The organism is Mangrovibacter phragmitis, from assembly GCF_040429585.1.
Classification (GTDB): domain Bacteria; phylum Pseudomonadota; class Gammaproteobacteria; order Enterobacterales; family Enterobacteriaceae; genus Mangrovibacter; species Mangrovibacter phragmitis.
The window spans coordinates 4,319,016-4,334,427 of sequence record NZ_CP134782.1 but is presented as its reverse complement, the minus strand read 5'-3'; the positions used below and the strand labels follow the sequence as shown (position 1 = coordinate 4,334,427).

Sequence of the window (15,412 nt, the reverse complement as noted above, 5' to 3'; positions counted from 1 at the left end):
AGAATTGATATGAACCAAACTTATCCACGCGCCTTTTCGCATATCGGGTTGTCGGTGACCGACCTGGACGCCGCCGTGAAGTTTTACACCGAAGTGATGGGGTGGTACCTGATTATGCAACCCACCACAATCACGGAAGATGACAGCGCTATTGGCGTAATGTGCAGCGATGTCTTTGGTGCCGGCTGGTCCTCTTTCCGTATCGCTCATCTCTCTACCGGTGACCGGGTTGGTGTTGAAATCTTTGAATTTAACGCTGCAGAAAAGCCGGAAAATAACTTTGAATACTGGAAAACGGGTGTATTCCATTTCTGCGTGCAGGACCCGGATGTGGAAGGGCTGGCCGCTAAAATCGTTGCTGCTGGTGGTAAACAGCGCATGCCTGTGCGTGAGTATTACCCGGGTGAGAAACCATACCGTATGGTGTATATGGAAGATCCCTTCGGCAATATTATTGAAATATATAGCCACAGCTATGAGCTGACCTATTCAGCCGGGGCTTACCAGTAAGTAACAGGACTATGACTTAAGGGGAAAATGCAACAGGTACCTGACAAACTGGCTGTTAAATACCAGTTCTCAGGTGCCTGATGCCATCAATTCTGGTAGTTATAAATCCCGGCGGCCAGAACCAGCTGGCTGGCAACTTCACGGGCTTTTTCCGGCCCTTGTAATAAATCAATAATCTTCAGGGCAAAATCTATTGCAGTGCCCGGCCCCTGGCTGGTGAGTAAATTTACGCGCGGATCCCATACCACGCGCTTTTCCTGCCATTGTTCTTCAGGGATCCGGTCTTTCAGACCGGGAAAACCCGTCATGTTTGCGATGGGGAAAATCTCATGAGGAACCAGTACTGTGCCTGCGGCAGCGCAGATAGCCGCAACAATGCGCCCGGACAGGTGAAACTGGCGTACTGTTTCCACTAATAACGGGCTGTCGCGGAAACATTCTGCCCCAGCAAGACCTCCCGGCAGGACAATAACATCATAGGGATTGTCTGCTACCGTAACCAGCGGCGCATCGGCCAGTAATTTTACACCCCGGGAACAGGTAATAACTAAATCACCATCCGTAGCGACACTCGCGGTAGTGACCGCAACGCCACCACGCACCAGCAGGTCAATAGTAGTGACAGCTTCGGTTTCTTCAGTTCCAGGAGCCAGGCATATCAGTGCCGAGGCGCTCATAATCGTTCTCCTTACGTTTGATTTGTTCATAAAGTTGGCTGTTTTGCGGCAGAGAAAGGCCGTGAGCTCGCCCGCGTTGCAGCAGGTAGCCGGTGATATAATCAATCTCTGTATGGCGCTGAATACGGACATCCTGCAGCATGGAGGAGATATTTTCGGCAGTATTGTCGATAACCTGGTTTACATAACTTACCAGGTTTTCCTGCGAAATATGCAACCCTTCGCGCTCCATAACCAGAGCCACTTCGCTGCAAATAGCATTGATATGCTCAGGGAAGGCTTTCAAACCGCCATTAGGGCAGTCATACAACGCAGTCAGTGGGTTGATTACGCAATTGACGGTAAGTTTCCGCCAGCAGGCTGCCCGAATAGTGTCATGCCATGCGACATCTGGTAAAACTGCCTGCAGGACATCGGCCATTTCACTCCAGGCTTCCCCTTGTTTATTGCCGGGGCCAATATGTGTGGTGCCGCTGGCGACATGAATCACCTGGTTGCCTTCCCGACGGGCAGCATGCGTGGTGACACCCATTAATAAAGGGTTTTGTAACTGTCTTAGCTCTTCCTGCGTACCCATGCCATTATGAATAAGCAGAATAGGGCAGGTTGGTCGCAAATGCGATGCCAGGCTTTTGACCGCGTTGGAGACTTGCCATGCTTTAAGCGTTACCAACAGGAGATCGCACTGAGCAAGCTGGCTGAGGGAATTTGCCTGAACACGGTGCTGAACTTTGCTTCCATCCAGGTTAACCAGGTTGAATACGAAAGTGTCTTGTGGCACACGCAGCCACCCCTGAACCTGATGCCCCTGGGATAATAAAGCCGACAGCCAAACCTGACCTAACGCGCCACACCCCAGTACAGTAATGTTCATTTCCCCTCCTGGCAGGTTTTCTCGTCATACATCATGTCGCCCTTTATGGCCGCATGAACACCGGATCCTGACAGGTTTATCCTGTATCAAGAACAGTTCAAAGCACATGATATGATTATATACCTGAAAATGTTCATGTTGCAGCGAATCGCTATGTCTCACCATCCCCTGTTGGTATGCTTTTGCTGGTAAAAGCGTCTGTCCGTGGTAATAAGGGCATTGTCCAGCGGCTTAGTACTGCCTGTGGGTTGTTTTGTGCGTTTCACTGGGTATCATGCTGGCAACAGAAGAAAGGGGAGAAGAATCATGCCGTCATTCGATATTGTTTCAGAAGTGGAAGTTCAGGAAGTACGCAATGCGGTGGAAAACGCCACCCGCGAACTGGCAACGCGCTTTGACTTTCGTAACGTAACAGCCAGTTTTGAATTCAATGACAAAAATAACACCATCAAAGTTGAGAGCGAGTCTGATTTTCAGGTGAGCCAGTTGGTAGATATTTTACGCGCCAAACTGCTTAAACGCGGTATTGAAGGCAGCTCACTCGAAGTGCCAGAAACTATTGAGCACAGCGGTAAAACCTGGAGTGTTGAGGCCAGCCTGAAGCAGGGGATTGACACGGCGCTGGCAAAAAAAATCGTTAAATTGATTAAAGACAGTAAGCTGAAAGTCCAGGCACAGATTCAGGGTGAACAGGTAAGGGTTACTGGAAAATCTCGTGATGACTTACAGTCAGTTATGGCGCTGGTGCGTGGTGGCAATCTTGGGCAACCATTCCAGTTCAATAACTTCCGTGACTGATAACCCAGTGGGCTGTGCTGTATCACAGCCCACTTAAATTAACCTGGCATCAGGCGCTTTTCACCAGTGATTCAATTTCCACCCGGTTAGTGACTTTGCTGTCAATCTTCACATAGGCACTGCGCTCTTCACTGACTATCAGTGCGTCTTTCACACCTTCTTTCGCCAGCAGTCGCGCTTTCAGTACATCGTCATCAATCGCGTAGTCTGGTAGTTCAATACGCAGGCTACTGACGTAAGGCGGTTCTTTCATTGTGGTGCTGAGTAATAACCACAATACAGCCACTAACGCGCCCCCCAGAAAGACGGTTTGTGAATCAAAGTGCCCGTCCAGCCAGCCACCTAACGTGCCGCCCAGCGCAACGCCCAGAAACTGGCTGGTGGAGTAAACGCCCATCGCAGTGCCTTTGTAACCAGCAGGCGACTCTTTACTGATAAGTGATGGCAGAATGGCCTCCATCAGGTTAAAGGCGAGGAAAAACAACTGCACCCCGATAACCCGTTCCCAGAACCCTTCACCCGCACCCCATAATACGATTTCGGCAACCACCAGGGTTGCCACACAACCCACGAAGACACGCTTCATTTTACGCTTCACTTCGGCATAGATGATAAAGGGTACTACGCCGATGAAAGCGATAAGCATGGTTCCAAGGTAGAGTTTCCAGTGCTGGGAAGCGGGGAAACCAACGGATTCCAGCTCGCCAGGCAGGGCGACAAACGTGGACATCAGCAAAATATGCAGGCACATAATGCCGGCATTAAGTTTTAGCAGGCTGGGATTAGCCAGCACCTGTTTAAAACACCCGCGCACCATACCTGATTCGCGGTTCAGTACGTGGTCTTTGCTGCCAGGCACAACCAGTAAGGTAATAAGAATCCCAAGGCTTGCCAGCAGGGCAATCATCCAGAACAGGCCATTGAGGCCTATCCGGTGGGTTACAATCGGCCCGGCAACCATGGCAATAGCGAAAGTAATGCCAAAGCTGACACCAATAAACGCCATGGCTTTGGTGCGGTTTTGTTCCCGTGTCAGGTCAGACAGTAAGGCCATTACCGCGGCGGCAATCGCACCTGAACCTTGTAATGCACGGCCCAGAATGACGCCCCAAATGGAGTGTGTGGTGGCGGCAATAACACTGCCGACGACAAAGATAGCCAACCCACCAACAATTAACGGTTTACGGCCAATGCGGTCTGAAAGCAATCCAAAAGGAATTTGAAACACGGCCTGAGCCAGACCATAAATACCGATAGCAAGACCTATCAGCGCTTCATTAGCACCTTGCAGAGCCATACCCCATGTTGTCAAAACCGGCAATACCATAAACATGCCCAGCATACGCAGGGAAAATACTGTACCCAGCCCCCAGGTTGCCCGCAATTCAAGCGGTGTCATTTTGTTATCGTTCATTGTTACCTCTGAAGAAAAGCCGGGCATAGTGTAGAGCGGGGTGTCCGGTGGGGTAAATGCCAGCTTGTTTAGCAAATATTACAAAGATGATCACGTAAGGTGTGGCTGATGCTGCAAATGATACGAGTAATATGAATAAAAAAGGTGCCAGGGGCACCTTCAGATTGTAGAAAAAGAAGGAAAAAGCGTGGTTTTTCCTTCTTTTTAGTTAGCAGCCGAAAATCAATAAATTGATTTTCCTGGTTTTTTATTGGGTGACATCCTCTCGTTCTGTGCGGACATGAGGTTTGTCATCAGACTCAAGGTGCCAGGGGCACCTTTTGTGTTGAAGCAGGAAAATTACCAGACATAAGTCAGCAGGCTGTGGGAGTCCGGAACCATAAAGTCCACCGACATCATCACGCTGAGTGAGGTAATTGCGACAATGGAAAACACAAACAGTTTGCGCGCCCAGACTTTGTCGTTTTCGGTTTTATAACCTGATAACGCCATCCCAAGCCACCACACACTGACTGCCGCGGCAACCACCAGATATTTGTACCCGGCATAACCACCTAAAGAGAGCATTAACGTTGCCACCATAAACGCAATGATATACAGCGTAATATGGTTTTTTGCGACGGAAATGCCTTTTACTACAGGCAACACCGGAATGTTTGCTGCCTGGTAATCTTTAAAGCGGAAAATCGCAATGGCATAAGAGTGCGGCATTTGCCACAGGCTGAAAATAGCCAGCAGGATAAATGCACCAGTGTCAAACTCGTTAGTCACAGCACAGTAACCGATAACTGGTGGAGCCGCGCCAGACAGGCTGCCAATCAAGGTTCCGTAAACTGAATGGCGTTTCATATACAGGCTGTAAATGCCTACATAGACAACGAATCCCATTACCGCCAGCCACATAGCCAGCGGATTAGCGCCAAAGAACAGCATCATGAAGCCAGCAATACCCAGCAAACTGCCGTAAACCAACGCCACTTCCGGAGAAATGAGGCCTGTGACCATTACGCGATTTTTAGTGCGTTCCATCTTAGGGTCGATGTCACGGTCAATCACGTTGTTGAACACACAACCTGAGGCAACCACCAGGCTTACACCCAGCAGCGTAAAGCCAAACAAGGGATAATCAATATTCCCTTTTGCGGCCAGTAAAAAGCCTCCGATCACGGATATCAAGTTCCCGAAAATAATGCCGGGCTTGGTAACTTGCAGGTATTGCTTAATCATTTTAGCCGCTCTTAGTCCAGCATCATGTTGTGGTTAAGGTTCCACATAATCCAAATCGAGCCCACCACCAGAATGGCGATAATCAGCACGGTAAAGACAAAGGCAACCAGGTTCCAGCGCTCTTCTGAAGAGGTGTTCATATGCAGGAAGCACACCAGATGAACCAGTAACTGCACCACTGCGGTAACAATAACAACACCAATCAGCGCACCATGAGAGGCCGCGCCAGTCATCACCATCCAGAAGGGGATAACGGTCAGAATAACGGACAGAATAAACCCGGTCAGGTAGGTTCCTACGCTGCCGTGATGAGCGCCGCTGTTATCAGTTGAATGACTCATTACATTGCCCCCATCAGATAGACAACCGAGAATACACAAATCCACACGATATCCAGGAAGTGCCAGAACAGACTCAGGCACATGATACGTGTACGGTTAGCACTGGTCAGCCCACGACGAGAAATGTGGAACATCATGACCGCCATCCAGATTAGGCCAGAGGTGACGTGCAGACCATGAGTACCTACCAGCGTGAAGAACGCGGATAAGAAGCCACTGCGCTGCGGGCCAAAGCCTTCGGCAATCAGGTGGTGGAATTCATAGAGTTCCATCCCGATAAAGCCGGCACCAAACAAGAAGGTCAGCACAAGCCAGGACATAACCTGGCTCTTGTTGCCTTTGTTCATGGCAATGACAGCAAAGCCATAGGTAATAGAACTGAACAACAGCAGGAAAGTTTCAACCAGCACAAACGGCAGTTCGAAAATGTCTTTCCCGGACGGGCCGCCTGCGGTGTTGTTTACCAGCACTGCATAGGTGGCAAACAGGCACGAGAACAGAATGCAGTCGCTCATCAGGTAGATCCAGAAGCCGAACACTTTATTCGGCCCTGCATCGTGGTGCCCATGGTCATGGGCTTTTGAGTGAGTCAGAGTATCAGTTGACATTTTTCAGCCCTGCTTTGTTGAGTTCATCGAAATGCTGTTCTTCCAGTTTTTCGATCTCGGCAACCGGTACGTAGTAATCCACGTCTTCATCGAAGCTCTTCGCAATCCAGGTGACAATCATTCCAGCAAAGCCAACAATTGCCAGCCACCAGATATGCCAGATCATGGCAAAACCAAACACAGTTGCAAATGCTGCGATAACGATGCCCGCACCGCTGTTTCTCGGCATATGAATCTCTTCATAATGCGCAGGTTTTTTGTATGCTTCGCCTTTCTCTTTCAGTTCCCAGAATGCATCACGCTCATGAACGTGTGGCACATGGGCAAAGTTATAGAACGGAGCCGGAGATGAAGTTGACCACTCCAGTGTACGTCCACCCCACGGGTCACCCGTCAGATCGCGGTTTTGCTCACGGTCACGGATAGAAACATAGAACTGAGTCAACTGGCACAGGATACCCATAGCAATCAGTGCAGCACCGCCCGCCGCAACCATCAGCAACGGATGGAATGCCGGGTCGATATGCTGGCTCAGACGGCGGGTCATCCCCATAAAGCCCAGTGCGTACAGCGGCATAAAGGCGACAAAGAAGCCAATAATCCAGAACCAGAAAGCACGTTTACCCCATTTCTCATTCAGGGTAAAACCAAAGGCTTTAGGCCACCAGTAAGTCATACCCGCGAAGCACCCAAATACCACACCACCGATTATAACGTTATGGAAGTGAGCAATCAGGAACAGGCTGTTATGCAGAACGAAGTCAGCACCAGGTACCGCCAGCAGAACCCCGGTCATACCACCAACAGAGAAGGTGACAATAAACCCAATGGTCCACAGCATTGCGGAGTTAAAGGTGATACGTCCCTGATACATGGTGAACAGCCAGTTGAAGATCTTAACCCCTGTCGGGATTGCGATAATCATTGTGGTGATACCAAAGAAGGCGTTCACGTTCGCGCCACTACCCATGGTAAAGAAGTGGTGCAGCCAGACCATAAAGGAAAGCAGGGTGATACACACGGTCGCCCACACCATGGAGGTGTAACCGAACATGCGCTTTTTCGCAAAGGTGGCGGTCACTTCGGAGAAGACCCCGAACACCGGCAGCACCAGAATGTACACTTCCGGGTGGCCCCATGCCCAAATCAGGTTGACGTACATCATCATGTTGCCGCCCATATCATTAGTAAAGAAATGGGTGCCCAGATAACGATCCAGCGTCAACAGCGCGATAGTCGCAGTCAGAATTGGGAAGGAAATGACAATCAGTACGTTGGTGCACAAAGATGCCCAGGTAAAGATAGGCATTTTGAACATATCCATGCCCGGTGCGCGCATCTTCAGGATAGTCACGAAGAAGTTAATCCCGGTAAGCGTGGTACCAATACCGGAGAGCTGCAAGCTCCATATCCAGTAATCGACCCCAACGCCTGGACTATACTCGCTTCCAGATAGTGGCGGATAAGCCAGCCAGCCAGTTTGTGCAAATTCACCTACGCCCAGTGACAGGTTAACCAACACCACACCCACAACAGTGAACCAGAAACTCAGGTTGTTAAGGAATGGGAAGGCGACGTCACGTGCGCCGATTTGCAATGGCACAACCAGGTTCATCAGACCAACAACGAAAGGCATTGCCACGAAGAAGATCATAATTACACCGTGTGCGGTGAAAATCTGATCGTAGTGGTGAGGCGGCAGGAAGCCGGCTTCGCCTGCAGAAGCGAGTGCCTGTTGGCTGCGCATCATGATGGCATCAGCAAAACCACGCAACAGCATGACAATTGCCATAATGATGTACATCACGCCCAGTTTTTTGTGGTCGACGGACGTGAACCACTCTTTCCACAAATAGGTCCACTTACCGAAGTAAGTGATGGCGGCGACTATTGCCAGACCACCGATAATAATGGCTGCGACCGTAACCATGATAATGGGTTCATGGTAAGGGACTGCATCCAGTGAAAGTTTTCCGAACATCGTATTTATTCCTCGGCGCCCTTGTGAGAGGTTTCCGTGTCGCCCATATCCATGCCCTGCATGCCTTCATGATGCATCACTGCACCTTCAGCTTGCGTTGCCATGTGCTTACCGTGGGACATGTACTGATTAACCACATCGGCAAACAAATTAGGTTTCACGCTGGAGAAGTACTCGACACTGTTGTATTCGCTGGGTTGTGCCAGCTTTTTGTATGCTGCCATGTCATCCATTGTCAGCGATGACTGTTTAACTTTGGCAACCCACTGGTCGAAACCGGCTTCGTCAGGCGTCGCAATCGCTTTAAATTTCATCCCGGAGAACCCCTTACCGCTGTAGCTGGCAGAGATACCATCGTAAATACCGGGTTCATCGGCGATCAGGTTCAGTTTGGTTTGCATGCCTGGCATGGTATACAACTGGCTGCCCAAACGTGGAATAAAGAACGAGTTCATCACGTCTTCAGAGGTAAGCTTGAATTCAACAGGGCGATGTGCCGGGAAGGCAATCTCGTTGACTGTCGCAATACCTTGTTCCGGATAGATAAAAAACCATTTCCAGTTCATTGAGATAACCTCAATTTTCAGCGGTTTCTGGTCGCTGGCAATTGGGCGGCTGGGCTCAAGTGAATGGGTGGTTTTCCAGGTCAGTACGGCAAGGAAAAGGATGATAAGAATAGGGATAGTCCAAACGACAGCCTCAATCTTATTTGAGTGCGCCCAATTGGGCGTGTACTTAGCATCCTTGTTTGATGCCCGATATTTCCAGGCAAAGCCAATTGCCATAGCGATGGCAGGAATAACGACAATCAACATCAGCCCGAGGGCTGTCAGTATCAGTGAACGTTGTTCCAGGCCAATCTGTCCTTTAGGGTTGAGAAGTGCCGAGTCACAGCCACTGAGTAATACAGTGGCTGTGACTAATGACAGCATTCCCAGACTTTTATTGTATTTCCTGAGTCTCATTTAACGACCTCAATTCCACGGGATCTGGTGGCGCTTAAAGTGTGCTGGCATTTTACGGGATGGTTACATTACTGTAAACATGATTGGCTTAGTGTCAGCAAGGTGTTACCGGGTTCTGCTGTTCGTGTCACATATGTTGCTGAATATGACAAAAACAGTAAAAGGCGGCTAAGTGGCACCTGTTATAACCTAAACAGATCATGCGCCTGTTGCTGTAAGGGTAAATGGTATAACCAATTAAAAAAATAAACAACTAATTAACATTTAAAAGACAAGTTACAGACATTAAGAAAACTTAATATTAAAGAAAAATTAGCTGAATCGATAAAATGTAAATATAAAAAAAGCGTAGAACATTAATTTATTTCTGTCGATTCAGCACAAATTAGCAATATAGTTTTGTAGGGAATTGGTGCAAAAATAAACATATTTGTTACTTCACGTAATTATATGCTGAAATAATACCAGCCCGTTAATCATTTGAATTGATATTGAGTTTTAAATAAGGGCTGACTTACGCAGTGCCATTGCATCCAGAATGGCCCCCCCACACAACCCGGTAGCCATCAGAATTGCTCCCCATTCAGTGATATGTGCACCAGGTAAGAAAACCAGGTAACCATAAGCCTGGAACCCCAGTAACGCTAATCCGCACAATAACACCAGACAACCCAGTAGCAGCGCTTTAAGGGCAACGGCATACGCGACAGGGAAAAACTCTCGCGGAAGAAACTGTTCGGTTTGTTGTGTGTGTTCGAGTGTCTTCTTGCACACCAGCAGCAGTGCGATGCCAGGTAAAGCAGCAAAAATGGAAAAAAGATAAAACGTTGGCCAGTTGTACAGTTCAACAAACCAGCCCGCCAGTGGGCCGACATAAACGCGACCAACAGCGGAAAGCGCGGAGAGCAGGGCAAATTGTGTGGCCGAGAATGACTTGTTACACAGGCTCATGAGCAGAGCGACAAAAGCAGATGTGCCCATTCCACCACATAAGTTTTCAAAAAAAACTGCAGCACCCATGGTGTAGATATGCTTATCAGTGACAGACAGTAGCCAGTAACCGGCATTAGAAGCACCTTGCAGGATACCGAAAATGAGCAGCGCGCGGAACAAAGTCAGTCTCTGCATCAGTACCCCGCCCAGCAAAGCACCAACAATAGTGGCGAATAAGCCAAGGGTTTTATTCACCAGCCCCACATCACCTGCATCAAACCCCACACCCCGAATCAAAAAAGTAGTGGTCAGACTCATGGCGAATGCGTCACCCAGCTTGTAGAGCACAATTAACAGCAAAATAAGCCAGGCGTTGTTACGGCCAAAAAAGTCTTTCAGTGGGTGTAAAACAGCTTGCTCAAGCGAACGGGGAACCGGGATGGCATCCAGTGGTTCTGGTGCCAGCAGTGTGGCGATAATGCAAGGAACCAGGAGCGCAGCCATCAACCAGTACATGGCATGCCAGCCGAGCCATTTGTCTGCCAGCCATAGGGCCAGGCCGCCAGATACCAGCATTGCCAGGCGGTAACCCAGCACACTGATAGCCGCGCCAGTACCGCGTTCATCAGCCGGGAGCACATCGGTTTTCCACGCATCAAACACAATATCTTGTGAGGCGGAACAAAAAGCAATTAAGACCGCAAGTGCCGCCATCCAGCGTAACTGGCTCTCTGGGTCCAGAAACCCCATGGCGGCGATACCGAGAACCAGAAAAACCTGGGTAATAACCAGCCAGCCTCGCCTGCGCCCTAAAAATGGGGGAGTATAGCGGTCCATCACGGGGGACCAGATAAACTTGAATACATAAGCCTGACCGACCAAAGAGAAAAAACCGATGGTCTTAAGATCAATACCTTCAACCGTCATCCAGGCCTGAAGTGTACCTGAGGTGAGTGCGAGTGGCAGTCCTGAAGCAAACCCCAGAATTAACAGAATTGCAGACCGGGGCTGTTGAAATATCCGTAAATATTGCGTGGGCATGGCTTACTCATCAGCCAGTTTGCCGCGGCAAACTGGCTGTAATAGATGATTAGTATTAGCGAGCGTTCTGTTTGATGAACTCATTAATGCTGGTGTCTTGTGACATATCAGAGATGGTGTCGCTCAACACGGAGTTAACTGCATTCGCAATATTCTTGTTGCTGGCCTGCAACGCGCCTTCAACAGAATAGTTGGAACGGTAGGTACGGGTCATCTTATTGCCGTTCTTCGCGGTAGCAATGATAGAGACATCGGCTGAGGTGGCAATTTTATAACGCAGGTTGCCCTGTGAGACATCGGCATACAGCTTGTTGACGATGATTTGCAGGTCAACTGCGCCGTTCGGACCAACCATGTAGCCACGGGCGGTCATTTGTTTTTCCAGCACTTCCTGAAGCAGGAAACGCAGGTCTCGGGAGGCTGTCAGCGTGACAAGCTGGTTATCACGGTTGATTCGAGCCAGCGCATGATCCGGACGTTGGTCTGCGCCATTAATGCTGATGGTGATACCCATCAGGCTGGGATCCTGGGAAGGCAATGTAATTTTCGGGGTAACATCAATGGTGGTGGGCGGCGTGGCGCAGCCTGCGAGGACAAACATCACCATTAACGGGAAAAAGAGTTTTTTTAACATGATTATCTCTCAAGTACCATTTTCTATCCAAAAAAGTCCCCGCCATCATAACATTGCTGGTGACAGGGGGAAGCAGGCAGCAGGGAAAATTGTTTTATCTGCTGCTTCGGCCTTTTTCCCTGTAATAAGGAAGAAAAAACCAGCGGTTCGCGCACCAGAACCCCGGCTATTAGACCTGTTGTCTGCATTCAGAGCAATCAGACTCGAGGGAAAATTTTATTGCCATATGCTTCGCTAACAGGTAAAAGCGGCTAACATTTAAAGGGACGGGCAACCTGTTGTTGTCGGGGGAGAACTTACTATGATGCGCGCACAGATTGAAGCGAAGTTACAGGCGGCGTTTGACCCTGTGTTTATTGATATTATTGATGAAAGTTATCGCCATAATGTGCCTGCAGGCTCAGAAAGTCACTTTAAGGTTGTGCTTGTCAGCGATAAGTTTTCCGCTGAGCGCATGTTAGCGCGCCACCGCCAGGTCTATACAGTGCTGGCCGAAGAACTTGCCGGGCAGGTGCATGCACTGGCATTGCATACTTACTCTGCTTCAGAGTGGGAGAATTTGCAGGACACTGTTTTACCTTCTCCTCCTTGTCGTGGGGCGGGTACACTGGCCTGACAGGGTTGTTGTCAATAATGGCGGTTATCCGGTATGGTGATAATCGGCTATCAGCAAACGGCCTGCAGGCCGTTTGTTTTTGTTGGGTCTTTGCAGCTATTAACAGCGGAACGGGTATTTTCTCTTTGCCTGGGCTCAGTGGCTTGAAATCAATGAATTGATTTTCTTTATTTGCGCAGCCCGATGGCAGACCTGGTTTGTTAACCGGGCTGTTAGCTGTTGTCAGTCAGAACGGCCATAAGGCCGTTTTCTTTTGCCTGTTTACCGGAGAAATTCGGGTAAACAGGTGGATGGATGTCGAGAATGTGAATCGGTGCGGTTATCCGTTAGTTGCGGTTCTCGACTCCCTCAGATGATGCCGCTATAATGCTGCGTCTTAATTTTTGGAATGTATTCGGGATGATTCTGGTGACAGGGAGTGCGTTCTGGATACAGAAACCATCCCGGTTCTGTGAAGCGAAATACATTAGGGCTTCCAGAGTTGACCGAGCACTGTGATTTTTTGAGGTAACAAGATGCAAGTTTCAGTAGAAACCACTCAGGGCCTTGGCCGCCGTGTAACTATCACTATCGCTGCGGATAACATCGAGAATGCGGTGAAGAGCGAGCTGGTCAACGTGGCTAAAAAAGTCCGTATTGACGGCTTCCGTAAAGGAAAAGTACCGATGAATATCGTTGCTCAGCGTTATGGCGCATCAGTGCGTCAGGACGTACTGGGTGACCTGATGAGCCGCAACTTTGTTGATGCTATCATCAAAGAAAAAATTAACCCGGCTGGCGCACCGAACTATGTTCCGGGCGAATACAAACTGGGCGAAGACTTCACTTACTCTGTTGAATTTGAAGTGTACCCGGAAGTCGAATTACAGGGTATTGAAACAATCGAAGTTGAAAAACCGGTTGTTGAAGTGACTGAAGCTGATGTAGACGCCATGCTGGAAACCCTGCGTAAACAGCAGGCTACCTGGAAAGACAAAGATGGTGAAGTGGCCGCTGAAGACCGCGTAACTGTTGATTTCTCTGGTTCTGTTGACGGCGAAGAGTTTGAAGGCGGTAAAGCGTCTGATTTCGTTCTGGCGATGGGCCAGGGCCGTATGATCCCGGGCTTTGAAGAAGCGCTGGTTGGTCATAAAGCGGGTGAAGAGTTCACTATTGATGTGACTTTCCCGGAAGAGTACCACGCTGAAAACCTGAAAGGTAAAGCAGCGAAATTCGCTATCAACCTGAAAAAAGTTGAAGAGCGCGAACTGCCGGAAATGACCCCGGAATTCATCAAACGTTTCGGCGTTGACGATGGTTCTGTCGAAGGTCTGCGTGCTGAAGTGCGTAAAAACATGGAACGCGAACTGAAAGGTGCTGTGCGTAACCGCATTAAGTCTCAGGCAATTGATGGCCTGGTTAAAGCGAATGAAATTGAGGTGCCTGCCGCACTGATCGACAGCGAAATCGATGTACTGCGTCGCCAGGCTGCTCAGCGTTTCGGTGGTAACGAAAAACAAGCGCTGGAACTGCCGCGTGAACTGTTTGAAGAACAAGCTAAACGCCGTGTTGTTGTTGGCCTGCTGTTGGGCGAAGTGATTCGCAGCAACGAGCTGAAAGCTGATGAAGACCGTGTTAAGGCGCTGATCGAAGAAATGGCTTCTGCTTACGAAGATCCGTCTGAAGTGATCGAGTTCTACGGTAAAAACAAAGAGTTGATGGAAAATATGCGTAACGTTGCGCTGGAAGAGCAGGCTGTTGAAACTGTTCTGGCAAAAGCCAAAGTTAGCGACAAAGCTGTTTCCTTCAATGAATTGATGAACCAGCAGGCGTAATACTGCCGGTACCTCTCTGTCAGTATTAAAGCCCGTCTCCGGTTGGTGGCGGGCTTTTTTTTGTCAGTGCGAAACGTGCGTAATCCTGTTTTCAGTGGTAGCGTAACGCTGAAAGATTGTTATGCTTGAAAATAAATGGGGCTGGCCCCATCTCTTGTGGGTAACTGTTGGAATACTGGTTGATAATCCGTCTGTAAAAAACCTTTGGGGCGCCGGGCATAGTTATACCTGGTAAGCTCAGGTAAAATCAGTACGACCTGTCAGTTCTAACAACGATAAAGGAGACGGAAAATGTCATACAGTGGCGAAAAAGAACAATTTGCACCCCATATGGCGTTGGTGCCGATGGTTGTGGAACAAACCTCACGCGGTGAACGTTCTTACGATATTTATTCCCGTCTGCTTAAGGAGCGAGTTATCTTCCTGACGGGTCAGGTTGAAGACCACATGGCGAACCTGATTGTGGCGCAGATGTTGTTCCTCGAAGCAGAAAACCCGGAAAAAGACATTTACTTGTATATTAACTCTCCAGGCGGTGTGATTACCGCGGGTATGTCTATTTACGACACCATGAAATTTATTAAACCTGATGTCAGTACCATTTGTATGGGCCAGGCAGCTTCAATGGGCGCATTTTTGCTGACAGCAGGTACTAAGGGTAAGCGTTTCTGCCTGCCAAACTCCAGAGTCATGATCCACCAACCGCTGGGCGGTTATCAGGGGCAGGCAACGGATATCGAAATTCATGCCCGTGAAATCCTGAAAGTTAAAGCGCGGATGAATGAACTAATGGCAGAGCATACAGGCAAACCGCTGGAGGAAATTGAGCGTGATACTGAGCGCGATCGTTTCCTCTCTGCACCAGAAGCGGTAGAGTACGGTTTAGTTGACTCAATATTAACTCACCGTAATTAACGCCCAGGAGTGGCTGAGCCGCTATACTGTAATAAGTTTCTGGTGGCCCAGCCCGTGTAGCCAG

15 protein-coding genes are annotated in these 15,412 nt (G+C 49.1%); 5 read left to right on the top strand and 10 right to left on the bottom strand.

Features of this window, described 5'->3' with window-relative positions; genetic code table 11:
* The first annotated feature begins 9 nt into the window (after positions 1-9).
* Complete coding sequence (locus tag MPHASIOC01_RS21020; protein ID WP_064599230.1) at positions 10-510, top strand: lactoylglutathione lyase family protein; 501 nt, start codon at positions 10-12, stop codon at positions 508-510.
* A gap of 86 nt (positions 511-596) precedes the next feature.
* On the opposite strand, the gene yajL is transcribed toward MPHASIOC01_RS21020, so the two are convergent.
* Both yajL and panE read right to left on the bottom strand, forming a co-directional pair.
* Positions 597-1,187 carry a protein deglycase YajL gene (gene yajL, locus MPHASIOC01_RS21015; RefSeq protein WP_064599232.1) on the bottom strand — a complete coding sequence of 197 codons (591 nt, stop codon included), beginning with the start codon at positions 1,185-1,187 and terminating at the stop codon, positions 597-599.
* Positions 1,147-2,061, bottom strand: coding sequence for a 2-dehydropantoate 2-reductase (gene panE, locus MPHASIOC01_RS21010; protein ID WP_064599234.1), 915 nt, complete (start codon positions 2,059-2,061; stop codon positions 1,147-1,149). The genes yajL and panE overlap by 41 nt, the downstream gene beginning before the upstream one ends.
* Positions 2,062-2,367: 306 nt before the next feature.
* Between panE and MPHASIOC01_RS21005 the strand changes: the two genes are divergently transcribed.
* The gene (locus tag MPHASIOC01_RS21005; RefSeq protein WP_064599236.1) at positions 2,368-2,859 is read left to right on the top strand and encodes a YajQ family cyclic di-GMP-binding protein; all 492 of its coding nucleotides are present in this window, start codon (positions 2,368-2,370) and stop codon (positions 2,857-2,859) included.
* 49 nt (positions 2,860-2,908) lie between these two features.
* Here MPHASIOC01_RS21005 and MPHASIOC01_RS21000 read toward each other — a convergent pair whose 3' ends face one another.
* The 8 genes from MPHASIOC01_RS21000 to MPHASIOC01_RS20965 all read right to left on the bottom strand — a co-directional run bounded on the left by MPHASIOC01_RS21000 (position 2,909) and on the right by MPHASIOC01_RS20965 (position 12,003).
* The gene (locus MPHASIOC01_RS21000; protein WP_064599239.1) at positions 2,909-4,273 is read right to left on the bottom strand and encodes an MFS transporter; all 1,365 of its coding nucleotides are present in this window, start codon (positions 4,271-4,273) and stop codon (positions 2,909-2,911) included.
* A 339-nt stretch (positions 4,274-4,612) separates the two neighbouring features.
* Positions 4,613-5,500, bottom strand: coding sequence for a heme o synthase (cyoE, locus tag MPHASIOC01_RS20995; RefSeq protein ID WP_064599241.1), 888 nt, complete (start codon positions 5,498-5,500; stop codon positions 4,613-4,615).
* Between the two features lie 11 nt (positions 5,501-5,511).
* Positions 5,512-5,841: a cytochrome o ubiquinol oxidase subunit IV gene (locus MPHASIOC01_RS20990; protein WP_064599243.1), complete on the bottom strand. Its 330-nt coding sequence runs from the start codon at positions 5,839-5,841 to the stop codon at positions 5,512-5,514.
* Positions 5,841-6,449, bottom strand: coding sequence for a cytochrome o ubiquinol oxidase subunit III (locus tag MPHASIOC01_RS20985; RefSeq protein WP_064599245.1), 609 nt, complete (start codon positions 6,447-6,449; stop codon positions 5,841-5,843). Before MPHASIOC01_RS20985 ends, MPHASIOC01_RS20990 begins: the two co-directional genes overlap by 1 nt.
* Entirely contained in the window at positions 6,439-8,430 is a 1,992-nt protein-coding gene (gene cyoB, locus MPHASIOC01_RS20980) for a cytochrome o ubiquinol oxidase subunit I (RefSeq protein WP_064599248.1), read from the bottom strand. The genes MPHASIOC01_RS20985 and cyoB overlap by 11 nt, the downstream gene beginning before the upstream one ends.
* 5 nt (positions 8,431-8,435) lie before the next feature.
* Complete coding sequence (cyoA, locus tag MPHASIOC01_RS20975) at positions 8,436-9,395, bottom strand: cytochrome o ubiquinol oxidase subunit II (protein ID WP_064599250.1); 960 nt, start codon at positions 9,393-9,395, stop codon at positions 8,436-8,438.
* Between the two features lie 498 nt (positions 9,396-9,893).
* Positions 9,894-11,369 carry a muropeptide MFS transporter AmpG gene (gene ampG / locus MPHASIOC01_RS20970; RefSeq protein WP_353613215.1) on the bottom strand — a complete coding sequence of 492 codons (1,476 nt, stop codon included), beginning with the start codon at positions 11,367-11,369 and terminating at the stop codon, positions 9,894-9,896.
* 55 nt (positions 11,370-11,424) lie between these two features.
* The gene (locus MPHASIOC01_RS20965) at positions 11,425-12,003 is read right to left on the bottom strand and encodes a lipoprotein (protein ID WP_064599254.1); all 579 of its coding nucleotides are present in this window, start codon (positions 12,001-12,003) and stop codon (positions 11,425-11,427) included.
* A gap of 301 nt (positions 12,004-12,304) precedes the next feature.
* Here MPHASIOC01_RS20965 and bolA point away from each other — a divergent pair, with 301 nt between their 5' ends.
* The 3 genes from bolA (at position 12,305) to clpP (ending at position 15,348) form a co-directional block, all read left to right on the top strand.
* Positions 12,305-12,619 (top strand): transcriptional regulator BolA, encoded by a 315-nt coding sequence (gene bolA / locus MPHASIOC01_RS20960; RefSeq protein WP_064599256.1) that lies wholly within the window; start codon positions 12,305-12,307, stop codon positions 12,617-12,619.
* 515 nt (positions 12,620-13,134) lie between these two features.
* A complete protein-coding gene (gene tig / locus MPHASIOC01_RS20955; protein ID WP_064599257.1) occupies positions 13,135-14,433 on the top strand; it encodes a trigger factor in 1,299 nt (432 codons plus the stop codon).
* Positions 14,434-14,724: 291 nt separating this feature from the next.
* Positions 14,725-15,348: an ATP-dependent Clp endopeptidase proteolytic subunit ClpP gene (gene clpP / locus MPHASIOC01_RS20950; RefSeq protein ID WP_064599259.1), complete on the top strand. Its 624-nt coding sequence runs from the start codon at positions 14,725-14,727 to the stop codon at positions 15,346-15,348.
* Positions 15,349-15,412 lie beyond the last annotated feature (64 nt).